The 12657-nt window shown below is 63.2% G+C and carries 7 protein-coding genes; all 7 read left to right on the top strand.

Annotated features, from left to right (window positions below):
- Nucleotides 1-12: 12 nt before the first annotated feature.
- The 7 genes from glgB (at nucleotide 13) to NKJ77_RS23400 (ending at nucleotide 12521) form a co-directional block, all read left to right on the top strand.
- Nucleotides 13-2226 carry a 1,4-alpha-glucan branching protein GlgB gene (glgB, locus tag NKJ77_RS23430; protein WP_023833071.1) on the top strand — a complete coding sequence of 738 codons (2214 nt, stop codon included), beginning with the start codon at nucleotides 13-15 and terminating at the stop codon, nucleotides 2224-2226.
- A gap of 83 nt (nucleotides 2227-2309) precedes the next feature.
- A complete protein-coding gene (gene glgC / locus NKJ77_RS23425; RefSeq protein ID WP_023715696.1) occupies nucleotides 2310-3575 on the top strand; it encodes a glucose-1-phosphate adenylyltransferase in 1266 nt (421 codons plus the stop codon).
- 19 nt (nucleotides 3576-3594) lie between these two features.
- Nucleotides 3595-5040, top strand: a complete 1446-nt coding sequence (gene glgA / locus NKJ77_RS23420; protein ID WP_352535827.1) for a glycogen synthase GlgA — start codon at nucleotides 3595-3597, stop codon at nucleotides 5038-5040.
- A 3-nt stretch (nucleotides 5041-5043) separates the two neighbouring features.
- Entirely contained in the window at nucleotides 5044-6672 is a 1629-nt protein-coding gene (locus tag NKJ77_RS23415) for an alpha-D-glucose phosphate-specific phosphoglucomutase (protein ID WP_023833072.1), read from the top strand.
- 157 nt (nucleotides 6673-6829) lie between these two features.
- Nucleotides 6830-8830, top strand: coding sequence for a glycogen debranching protein GlgX (gene glgX / locus NKJ77_RS23410; RefSeq protein WP_352535826.1), 2001 nt, complete (start codon nucleotides 6830-6832; stop codon nucleotides 8828-8830).
- Nucleotides 8830-10479 carry a beta-galactosidase BglA gene (gene bglA, locus NKJ77_RS23405; protein WP_023833074.1) on the top strand — a complete coding sequence of 550 codons (1650 nt, stop codon included), beginning with the start codon at nucleotides 8830-8832 and terminating at the stop codon, nucleotides 10477-10479. The genes glgX and bglA overlap by 1 nt, the downstream gene beginning before the upstream one ends.
- Before the next feature lie 449 nt (nucleotides 10480-10928).
- Complete coding sequence (locus NKJ77_RS23400; RefSeq protein ID WP_023833075.1) at nucleotides 10929-12521, top strand: peptide ABC transporter substrate-binding protein; 1593 nt, start codon at nucleotides 10929-10931, stop codon at nucleotides 12519-12521.
- Nucleotides 12522-12657: the final 136 nt, after the last annotated feature.

Genomic DNA, 12657 nt, shown 5'->3' with positions numbered 1-12657 from the left:
GGACACCGCCTGATGAAGAAACCGCGCGCGACCGCGACGACGAGCGGGTCGGACGGGCTGGCGTCAGCCGGCGATGTCGCCGCAATTGTTGCAGGCACGCATGGCGATCCTTTTGCAATCCTGGGCGTGCATGATGCCGGCAAGAGCCTGGTTGCCCGCTGCTTCGTCCCCAATGCCGAGTTCGTCACCGCATACACGCTGGCCGGCAAGAACGCCGGCGAACTCACGCGGCGCGACGACGCCGGTTTCTTCGAAGGCAGACTGTCGATCAAGAAGCGTCAGCCGCTGCGCTATCACGCCAAAAATGCCGGCGGCGACTGGTGGCTGACCGATCCCTATTCCTTCGGCCCGGTGCTCGGCCCGATGGACGACTACTATATCGCGCAAGGGTCGCACCTCAGGCTGTTCGACAAGCTCGGCGCCCATCTCCTCGACCATGAAGGCGCGTCGGGCGTCCATTTCGCCGTCTGGGCGCCCAATGCAAGGCGCGTCTCCGTGGTCGGCGACTTCAACGAATGGGACGGCCGCCGCCATACGATGCGCGACCGCCGCGACACCGGCATCTGGGAGCTGTTCATTCCCGATATCGGCGCCGGCCACCCCTACAAATACGAGATCATTGCCCCCGACGGCGTGCGCCTGCCGCTCAAGGCCGATCCGTTCGCCTTCAAGTCTGAACTGCGCCCGGCCACAGCCTCAGTGACGGCGGTGCCGCCGGCGCATGAATGGGGGGACGAAGCGCATCGCGCTTACTGGCGAAAGGCCGATCCGCGGCGGGAAGCCATATCGATCTACGAGGTCCATGCCGGTTCGTGGCAGCAGCACGATGATGGCAGCTTCCTGTCATGGGACGAACTCGCCAACCAGCTTATCCCCTATGCTGTCGAGACCGGCTTCACCCACATCGAGTTCCTGCCGATCTCCGAACATCCCTATGACCCGTCATGGGGTTATCAGACAACCGGACTTTATGCCCCCTCGGCGCGCTTCGGCGACCCCGACGGCTTCGCCCGTTTCGTCGACGGTGCGCACCGCGCCGGCGTCGGCGTCATCCTCGACTGGGTGCCGGCGCATTTCCCGGTCGACGCGCATGGCCTCGCCAATTTCGACGGCACCGCACTCTACGAGCATGCCGATCCGCGCAAGGGTTTTCATCCCGACTGGAACACCGCGATCTACAATTTCGGCCGCCGCGAGGTGGTGTCGTTCCTCGTCAACAACGCGCTGTTCTGGGCCGAGAAATACCATGTCGACGGTTTGCGCGTCGATGCGGTGGCCTCGATGCTCTACCTCGATTATTCGCGCAAGGCCGGCGAATGGATCCCCAACGAGAAGGGCGGCCGCGAAAACCTCGAAGCGGTGTCCTTCCTGCAGAAGATGAACAAGGAGGTCTACGGCCACCATCCCGGCGTGATGACCATCGCCGAGGAATCGACCTCATGGCCGAAGGTCTCGGCGCCGGTGCATGAAGGCGGGCTGGGCTTCGGCTTCAAATGGAACATGGGCTTTATGCACGACACGCTGGAGTATTTCGCCAAGGAGCCGATCTTCCGCAAACATCACCACAACGACCTGACCTTCGGCCTGACCTACGCCTTTTCCGAGAATTTCGTGCTGCCGCTGTCCCATGACGAGGTCGTGCACGGCAAGGGCACGCTGCTCGGCAAGATGGCCGGCGACGACTGGCAGAAGTTCGCGACTTTGCGCGCCTTCTATGCCTTCATGTGGGGCTATCCCGGCAAGAAGCTGTTGTTCATGGGCCAGGAATTCGCCCAGCGCCGCGAGTGGAGCGAGGCGCGCGCGCTCGACTGGAACCTGCTCGACTTCCACCCGCATCGCGGCGTCTGGCAGACGGTGCGCGACCTCAACTATCTCTACCGCTCGCGCCCGGCGCTGCATGCGCGCGACTGCGAACCGGACGGCTTTTCCTGGCTGATCGTCGACGACAAGGAAAACTCGGTCTTCGCCTGGCTGCGCAGCGCGCCCGGCGGCAACCCGATCGCCGTCATTTCCAACTTCACACCGGTGCCGCGCGACAATTATCGCGTGCCATTGCCCAAGGTCGGCAAATGGCGCGAAATCATCAACACCGACGCTTCGGACTATGGTGGTTCGGGCAAGGGCAATGGCGGTGTGGTCGAAGCCAGGGCTGAAGGAGGAGGCATTTCGGCAACGATGCTTTTGCCGCCGCTGTCGACGATCATGCTTGAACTCGTTGCGGACTAGGTCCGTCAACTCGTTTCGGATTAGGTCCGTCGACTCGTTGCGGACCGGGCGATGCTCCAGACTGGTAATTTGGGAGGGTAAAAATGGCAGACTTGAAGAGAACCCAGCCGCTGGCGCGCGATGCCATGGCCTATGTGCTGGCCGGCGGCCGCGGCAGCCGGCTCAAGGAATTGACCGACCGCCGCGCCAAGCCGGCTGTCTATTTCGGCGGCAAGACGCGCATCATCGATTTCGCGCTGTCCAATGCGCTGAATTCCGGCATTCGTCGCCTCGGTGTCGCCACCCAGTACAAGGCGCATTCGCTGATCCGCCACCTGCAGCGCGGCTGGAACTTCCTGCGCCCGGAGCGAAACGAAAGCTTCGACATCCTGCCGGCCTCGCAGCGTGTCTCGGAAACCCAGTGGTATGAAGGCACCGCCGACGCCGTCTACCAGAACATCGACATCATCGAGGCCTATGGCCCTGAATATATGGTGATCCTAGCCGGCGACCATATCTACAAGATGGACTACGAGCTGATGCTGCGCCAGCACGTCGACGCCAATGCCGACGTCACTGTTGGTTGCCTCGAAGTGCCGCGCTTGGAAGCGACCGGCTTCGGTGTCATGCATGTCGACGGCAAGGACAACATCATCGCGTTCGTCGAAAAGCCCGCCGACCCGCCCGGCATTCCCGACAAGCCGGAATTCGCGCTGGCTTCGATGGGCATCTATGTCTTCAAGACCAAGTTCCTGATGGAGCAGCTGCGCCGCGATGCCGCCGAGCCGGGTTCAAGCCGCGACTTCGGCAAGGACATCATCCCCTACATCGTACAGCACGGTAAGGCGATCGCGCATCGCTTCGCCAAATCCTGCGTGCGCTCGACGGCCGAGAACGAGGCCTATTGGCGCGATGTCGGCACCGTCGACGCCTACTGGGAAGCCAATATCGACCTGACCGATATTACTCCCGAACTCGACCTCTACGACCGCGACTGGCCGATCTGGACCTATGCCGAATTGAAGCCGCCGGCAAAGTTCGTGCATGACGAGGATGGCCGGCGCGGTTCGGCCGTCTCCTCGCTGGTCTCAGGCGATTGCATCGTCTCGGGTGCTTCGCTGAAGCGCAGCTTGATCTTCACCGGGGCGCGCATCAACTCCTATTCGACGCTGGAAGAGGTCGTCATGCTGCCCGACGTTCATGTCGGCCGGAACGCAAAGTTGAAGCGCGTCGTCATCGACCACGGTGTAAGGATACCGGAAGGGCTGGTGGTTGGCGAAGACCCTGTTCTCGACGCCAAGCGTTTCCGGGTTTCGGAAAAGGGCATCTGCCTGGTCACGCAGGACATGATCGACAAGCTGAAGCTGTAAGACGGGGTACCATAAACGCATGCAGGTTCTGTCGGTCACGCCCGAGATATTCCCGCTGATCAAGACCGGCGGACTTGCCGACGTGACCGGCGCATTGCCGATCGCGCTGGCCGCCAAGGGCGTGACCATGCGCACGCTCATCCCCGGCTTTCCCCAGGTGATGGACGCCTTCAAGAAAAAGAAGGCTGTCTACCAATACCCGCTGCTGCAGGGCGGCAAGGCTTCGGTCCATGCCGTCAAGATCGCCGGGCTCGACCTGTTCGTGCTCGACGCGCCGCATCTCTACGACCGTCCCGGCGGCCCTTACGGCAACGCGGCCGGCGCCGATTGGCCCGACAATTGGCGGCGTTTTGCTGCGCTGAGCCAGGTCGGTGGCGATATCGCCGGCGGCGCCATTTCCGGCTACCAGCCGGATCTCGTCCACGCCCATGACTGGCAGTCGGCGATGACGCTGGCCTATATGCGCTACGGCAAGGCGGTCGGCGTGCCGTCGCTGATCACGGTTCACAACCTTGCCTTCCAGGGTCAGTTCGGCGCCGGCATTTTTGGCGAGCTCGGCTTGCCGGCCGCGGCGATGGCGCTTGACGGCGTCGAATATTATGGCGGCGTCGGCTTCCTCAAGGCCGGCCTGCAGGCGGCCTGGGCGATCACCACGGTGAGCCCCACCTATGCCCAGGAAATCCGCTCGCCGGAATTCGGCATGGGCCTCGACGGCCTGATCAACATGCGCTCTTCCGACCTCTACGGCATCGTCAACGGCATCGACACCGACATCTGGAACCCGGAGACCGACAAGCATCTGGTGTCGGCCTACTCCGCCGCGACGCTCAAGGCTCGGCTTCCCAACCGGGCGGTTGTCGAGGACCGCTTCAGCCTCGAGCGCGATGACAGTCCGATCGTCTGCGTCGTCAGCCGGCTGACCTGGCAGAAGGGCATGGACATACTGGCGGCTGTGGTCGACGGCGTCGTCGCCACCGGCGCGCGGCTGGCGATCCTCGGCTCAGGCGACGCCGGCCTGGAAGGCGCGCTGCTGGCTGCCACCGCCCGCCATCGCGGCCGTGTCGGCGTCGTCGTCGGCTATGACGAGGGGCTTTCCCACACCATGCAGGGCGGCTGCGACGCCATCGTCATCCCGTCGCGCTTCGAGCCTTGCGGGCTGACCCAGCTTTACGGCCTACGCTATGGCTGCGTGCCGGTCGTCGCCCGCACCGGCGGCCTTGCCGACACCATCATCGACGCCAATGAAGCAGCGATCTCGGCCGGTGTCGCCACCGGCTTCCAGTTCGCGCCCAATAGTGGCGGCGCCATGCTGCACGCCATCCGCCGGCTGGTCGATGCGCATTCGAGCCCGGCCGTCTGGGAACAGATCCAGCGCCAGGGCATGAAGGCCGATGTCTCCTGGGACAAGAGCGCCGACAAATACCATGAACTCTACCGCCTGCTGCTTTCGAAAAGGGTTGCCTGAAGCATGATCCGGACCGTCGCCACCAAACCCTATCTCGACCAGAAACCCGGCACGTCCGGCCTGCGCAAGAAGGTGCCTGTCTTTCAGCAGGAGCACTATGCCGAGAACTTCATCCAGTCGATCTTCGACGCGCTGGAGGGCTTTGAGGGCAAGACGCTGGTGATCGGCGGCGACGGCCGCTTCTACAACCGCGAGGTCATCCAGAAGGCCATCGCCATGGCGGTGGCCAACGGCTTCGGCAAGGTGATGGTCGGGCAGGGCGGCATATTGTCGACGCCGGCGGCGTCGCATGTCATCCGCAAATACAAGACCTTCGGCGGCATCATCCTGTCGGCCAGTCACAATCCGGGCGGCCCGCACGAGGATTTCGGCATCAAGTACAATGCCGGCAATGGCGGCCCGGCGCCGGAAAAGCTGACCGACGCGATCTTCGAAAAGACCAAGACGATTTCGAGCTTCAAGACCGTTGACATCGACCAGATCGACATCGACAAGATCGGCACGGTGACCGCCGGCGGCATGGCGGTCGAGATTATCGACCCGGTCACCGACTATGCCGAATTGATGGAGAGCCTGTTCGACTTCGACGCCATCCGCGCCAATTTCAAATACGGCTTCCGCATGCGCTTCGACGCCATGCATGCGGTCACCGGCCCGTATGCCAAGGAAATCCTCGAGCGCCGGCTCGGCGCGGAGAATGGCACCTGCCGCAACTACAAGCCGCTGCCGGATTTTGGCGGCCATCACCCGGATCCGAACCTGGTCCACGCCAAGCATCTCTATGACGAGATGATGGGACCGGATGCGCCCGATTTCGGCGCCGCTTCCGACGGCGACGGTGACCGCAATCTCATCATCGGCAAGGGTATTTTCGTCACCCCGTCGGATTCGGTGGCCATGCTTGCCGCCAATGCGCAATTGGCGCCGGGCTACAAGGACGGCCTCAAAGGCATCGCCCGCTCGATGCCGACCAGCGGCGCTGCCGACCGCGTCGCCGAACAGCTCGGCATCGGCATCTACGAGACGCCGACCGGTTGGAAGTTCTTCGGCAATCTGCTCGATGCCGGCATGGCAACGATCTGCGGCGAGGAAAGCGCCGGCACCGGCTCGAACCATGTCCGTGAAAAGGACGGGCTGTGGGCGGTGCTGTTGTGGCTGAACATCCTGGCCGTGCGCGGCGAAAGCTGCAAGGACGTCGTCACCGAACATTGGGCGACCTACGGCCGCAATTACTATTCACGTCATGACTATGAGGAGGTCGAAACCGAGCGCGCCAACGCCCTGGTCGACGAGTTGCGCGCCAAGCTCGCTTCGCTGCCCGGCACCAGCGTGCGCGGACTGAAGATCGCCAATGCCGACGACTTCGCCTATCACGATCCCGTCGACGGTTCGGTGAGCAAGAACCAGGGCATCCGCATCCTGTTCGAAGGCGGCTCGCGTGTCGTGTTTCGTTTGTCCGGCACCGGCACGTCGGGTGCTACGCTGCGCGTCTACATCGAGCGCTACGAGCCGGACAGAGCGCGGCATGATCTCGACACGCAAGAGGCGCTCGCTGACCTGATCGCGGCTGCCGATGATATCGCCGGGATCAAGAGCCACACCGGGCGCAACAAGCCGAGCGTGATTACTTGAGGGTGGTGACGTCTTTACCCTCCCCCTTGTGGGGAGGGTCGATCCGCGCAGCGGATCGGGTTGGGGGTGCTCGTAAAGCGCTTTCCCCGCGCCGACCCCCACCCCGCTCACTTCGTTCGCGACCCTCCCCACAAGGGGGAGGGTGGAGGATGCGCCGATGACCCAACTCGGCGCAACGGTCACTCCCGAAGGCATCCGTTTTGCCGCCTGGTCGTCCTCGGCGCGGCGGCTCTGGGTGTCGATCTTCGACGTCACCGGCGCCCGTGAAATCGACCGGCTCGAACTCCAGCCGGAAGGCGAGGGCGTCTATGCGCTGTTCGTCGCCGGCCTCGCTGCCGGCACCTGCTACGGCTTGCGCGCCGATGGCGACTATGCGCCCGAACGAGGCCTGTGGTTCGATCCCGACAAGCTGCTGACCGATCCCTACGCCGTCGAAATCGACCGACCGTACCAGTATCACTGGCGGCTCACCGCCAAACGCAACGAAGGCGCCGACACCGCCCCGCTCATGCCGAAGGCGGTCGTAGTTGCGCTGCCGGAACCGGTGGCCCTGTTGCCGCCGGTCTTCAAGCCAGGCGGCCTGATCTACGAGCTCAATGTCCGGTCTTTTACGAAGCAGCATCCGGACGTGCCCGAAGCGCAGCGCGGCACCATTGCGGCACTTGCGCATCCGGCCATCCTCGAACACCTCAGAAAGATCGGCGTCTCCGCCGTTGAGCTAATGCCCGTGACGGCATGGATCGATGAGCGTCATCTGCCGCCGCTCGGCCTCAGCAACGCCTGGGGCTACAACCCCGTCACCTTCATGGCGCTCGATCCGCGGCTGGCGCCCGGCGGTATCGCCGAATTGCGCGATACGGTGGCGGCGCTGCACAAGGCCGGCATTGGCACCATCCTCGATCTCGTCTTCAATCATACCGGCGAAAGTGACCGGCTCGGGCCGACGCTGTCGCTGCGCGGCCTCGACAATCAAGCCTACTACCGCAGCGAGCCGGACGGCAGGTTGGCCAACGATACCGGCACCGGCAATACCATTGCCTGCGACCATCCGGTCGTTCGCGACATGGTACTCGACACGCTGCGCCATTTCGTCCGCCATGCCGGCGTCGACGGTTTCCGCTTCGACCTGGCGCCGGTCCTCGGTCGCGTCGATGGCGCATTCGATCCGGCAGCCCCGTTGCTCGAAACCATCGCAACCGATCCCATCCTTGCCGACAGGGTGCTGATCGCCGAGCCCTGGGACATCGGCCCGAATGGCTATCAGCTCGGCAATTTCCGGCCGCCTTACCTCGAATGGAACGACCGCTACCGCGACGACGTCAGGCGCTTCTGGCGCGGCGATGCCGGCACGGTCGGTGCGCTGGCGACAAGGCTCGCCGGCTCCTCCGATGTGTTCGGCAGGGAGGGCCAATCCGCCAGCCGCACGGTCAACTACATCGCCGCACACGATGGCATGACGCTGGCCGATATCGTCGCCTATGAAGCCAAACACAACCAGGCCAATGGCGAGAAGAACCGCGACGGCCACAATGAGAACCTGTCCTGGAACAACGGCGTCGAGGGCGAAACCTCGGACAAGGCGATTGCCGAGGCCCGTTCCCATGATCGCTTCGCGCTGCTCGCCACTCTGTTTGCCTCGCGCGGCACCATCATGCTGACGGCGGGCGATGAATTCGGCCGCACACAAGGGGGCAACAACAACGCCTATGCGCAGGACAACGCCATCACCTGGCTCGACTGGGCCGGGCGCGACGTCGGGCTGGAAGCCCGTGTGTCGGCGCTCGCATCTCTGCGCGGCGCGGTGCCGGCGCTTTCCGATACGCGCTTCCTGACCGGAGAGCCGCCGGACGGTTCTGATGTGCCCGACGTCGCGTGGCTGACCGAGACCGGCGCGCCACTCGGCGAAGCCGACTGGAACGATGGCTCGCGCCATCGCCTCGTCATGCTGCTCGGCGATGGCGGGGAAGGCCGCCTGGCTGTGATCGTCAATGGCGATCGCCGCCAATGCGTCTTCACGCTGCCCGCGCGGCAAGGGTTTGAATGGCAGCCGGCTGTTGAAGCGCAAGCGGTCGACCTCGCGTGGCCGCTGCCCGGCCGCAGTGTCAGTTTCATGATCGAGCGCCGGACCGCAAAGGCCCGCGCCAGGAAGGGTCCGTGATGGCCGACGACAATGCCCAGCCGGGAGCCGAACAGCGCGCCGACTGGTGGCGCGGCTGCGTCATCTACCAGATCTATCCTCGCTCCTTCCAGGACACCACCGGCGACGGCAGCGGCGACCTCTCAGGCATCACCTCACGGCTGGCGCACGTCGCCTCGCTCGGCGTCGACGCCGTCTGGCTGTCGCCCTTCTTCAAGTCGCCAATGGCCGATATGGGCTACGACGTCTCCGACTATCAGGCGGTCGATCCGATGTTCGGCACGCTCGACGACTTCGACGCGCTGGTTGCCGAGGCGCACAGGCTCGGCCTGAAGGTGATCATCGATCAGGTGTTGTCGCACTCCTCCGACAAGCACGAATGGTTTGTAGAGAGCCGTGCCAGCAAGGATAATCCCAAGGCCGACTGGTATGTCTGGGCCGACACCAGGCCGGACGGCAACGCGCCCAACAACTGGCTGTCGGTTTTCGGCGGCCCGGCCTGGGAATGGGACGCCACCCGCCGGCAATACTACATGCACAATTTCCTCGCCTCGCAGCCAGACCTCAACTTCCACAATCCTGAGGTTCAGGACGCGTTGCTGGAGACGGTGCGGTTCTGGCTCGAGCGCGGCGTCGACGGCTTCCGCCTGGATACGGTCAACTACTATGTCCATGACCGCTGGCTGCGCAGCAATCCGCCGCTGGCGTCGAGCGTCGCCGGCACCAATGGCGAAACCAACACCTATCTCTTCCAGGAGCACTTGTTCGACAAGACGCAACCGGAAAACCTCGGTTTCCTCAGGCGCTTCCGCGCTTTGCTCGACGAATATGACGGCCGCGCCAGTGTCGGCGAGGTCGGCGACGAAGGCCGCTCGCTGCAGACGCTGGCCGCCTACACATCCGGCGGCGACAAGCTCAACATGTGCTACACCTTCGACCTGCTCGGCCCGCAATTCTCAGCCGCCCATGTGCGCGGCTGTGTCGAGGCCTTCGAGGCAGCTGTCGCCGACGGCTGGGTCTGCTGGGCGTTCTCCAACCACGATGTCGTGCGCCATGTCAGCCGCTGGACGCGGCCGGAGGGCGATCCAGATGCGGTGGCGACATTCGCTATCGCTTTGCTCTCCTGCCTGCGCGGCTCGATCTGTCTCTACCAAGGCGAAGAGCTTGGGCTGGAGGAGGCGGAACTGACCTTTGAGGATCTGCGCGATCCCGTCGGCATCCGTTTCTGGCCGGGGGTCAAGGGCAGGGACGGCTGCCGCACACCGATGGTGTGGGAGGCGGGCGCCGACAATGCCGGTTTTTCTTCGGGAAAACCCTGGCTGCCGGTGCCGGAAAGCCACCGCGCTCGGGCGGTCGATATCCAGAACGCCGACGACAAGTCCGTGCTCGCCGGCTACCGGACGATGCTTGCCTTGCGCAAGGCGCATCTGGCGCTGGTCAAGGGCCCGATCCGCTTTCTCGATACCGACGGCGATGTCCTTGCCTTCATCCGGCAGGGCGAGGACGAGATATTGCTCTGCGTCTTCAATTTCGCCGACAAGCCGGCCGACTGGCGGCTGCCGCCGGATCTCCAGCTTGTCGAGGCGATCGCTCTGGGTGGCGGTGCCGTCCTGCAGGAGGAGGGGCTGTTGCTGCCGGCCCTGGGCTGGTTTGTCGGCAAGGTAGGCTGATCTTTCAGGGACGCCGTCCGGCGTCAACAAAGATCGTGTCCGCATGCAACCATGCCGAGTGATCCGCGCAACGTCACCGGCGCCACATTTTTCATTTTCGGGCTTCTTCGGTACTTTCGTCGAGCTTGGCCACGAACGGCATTCCTGGAATTTTTCCAGATGGTTGCGCTAATGACAACTGCTGAGGGCAAAACCCAAAATTACAGGACAACCACAAGCTGCACCCAATTGGATCTTGTAATATAGATTAGCTATGGCTGGTTTAAGGTGAGGATGCTCACTTAGCGTCAAGCAAGACTCGGTTGAAATAATATTTCCGTCTGTCTAGTCTCCTGCCACCAGCTGCCGGAACGGGAACCGGCGGCGCGCTCGAAGGGGCCAGAAATCGGTTCCGGGGCGTCAACACTCGTAAGGCGCAGCCGATGGGCAGCGCCACAGGGAGAGACTTCATGCTGAAAAATATGCTGAAGGCGACGCTTGTCGCCGCGACCATGACCTTTGCCGCAGGCACGTTCCTGACGCCGGCCCTTGCCGAGACCGTCTATAACAGAGGCAGCGCCGCCGAAGCGGAGACGGTCGATCCGCACAAGACCTCGACCGTCTACGAAGCCGATATCATACGCGACCTGTTCCAGGGACTGGTCATGCACGATCAGAAGACGAACCTCATCCCGGGCGCCGCCGAAAGCTGGACGGTATCTGATGACGGCACCGTCTACACCTTCAAGCTGCGCAAGGACGGCTTGTGGTCGGATGGCAGCCCGGTGACGGCGGACGACTTCGTCTATTCCTTCCGTAGGCTGGAGGATCCGGCGACCGCCGCCGAATACGCTTCCATGCTCTATCCCGTGAAGAACGCCGAGGAAGTCAACACCAAGAAAGGCAAGCCCGAGGACATGGGCGTCAAGGCGATCGACGCCAACACCCTGGAAGTGACGCTGAAGGCGCCGACGCCATACTTCCTGGAGATGCTGACCCACCAGGCTACCTACCCGGTCAACAAGGCCTCGATCGACAAGCTCGGCGCCGACTGGATCAAGGCGGGCAATCTCGTTTCGAACGGCGCCTATACATTGGCCGAGTGGATTCCCAACGACCACATGAAGCTGGTCAAGAATCCGAAATTCTGGGATGCCGCGACCGTCAAGATGGACGTCGTCAACTACATCCCGACCGAAGACCGCTCTTCGGCGATGAAGCGCTTCGAGGCAGGCGAACTCGACAGCTACGGCGACCTGCCGACCGAACAGCTCGCTGACCTCAAGACCAAGTTCGGCGATCAGGTCCGCGTCGGACCGTATCTCGGCACCTATTATTACGCGATCAAGACCGACAAGGCGCCCTGGGACAATGTCGAGCTGCGCAACGCCATCTCGATGGCTATCGACCGCGACTTCCTGGCCGAAAAGGTCTGGCAGAATTCCATGCTGCCTGGCTATTCGATGGTGCCTCCGGGCATCGCCGGCTACACGCCGGCAATGGCCAAATACGCCGACATGCCGCAGATCGACCGCGAGGACGCCGCCAAGAAGATCCTTGAGAAACTCGGCTATACGCCCGAGCATCCGCTGAAGATGGAGATCCGCTACAACACCTCGGAAAACCACAAGAACACCGCGGTTTCCATCCAGGAACAGTTGAAGCCGCTTGGCGTCGAGATCACGCTGCTCAACACCGATACCAAGACCCACTATTCCTTCCTCGAGCAGAAGGGCAACTACGACGTGGCGCGTGCCGCCTGGATCGCCGACTACAAGGATCCCGAGACCTTCCTCGGCATCACCCGCAAGGCCAGCGGCAACAACTATTCGAACTACGTCAGCCCGGCATATGAGGCGGCCATGGACAAGGCCGCGGCTGCCGGCGGCAAGCCGGAAGAGCGCATGAAGGACCTCACTGAGGCCGAGCGCATCCTTGTCGATGACGTCGGCAACATTCCGCTTCTCTACTACAGCTTCCACGATATCGTTTCCTCGAAGCTGCATGGCTTCGATGACAATGTGATGGACATCCATCCGTCCCGCTTCGTCTCCAAGGACTGATAATCATCCTTGACTGGACCGCCGCGCCCCATTTTGGGGGGGCCGCCGGGGGGGTAATACCCCCCGGGCCGAAATAGAGGGGGGTTTTAGTCCTACACCGGGGGGAAAGTTTGGGCCCGGGGGGAGGAAAAAGAAC

The sequence above is a fragment of the Mesorhizobium sp. M0052 genome, from assembly GCF_040323255.1.
Classification (GTDB): domain Bacteria; phylum Pseudomonadota; class Alphaproteobacteria; order Rhizobiales; family Rhizobiaceae; genus Mesorhizobium.
Note: the sequence above shows the minus strand (reverse complement) of the source record. Positions and strands in the feature narration are given on the sequence as shown.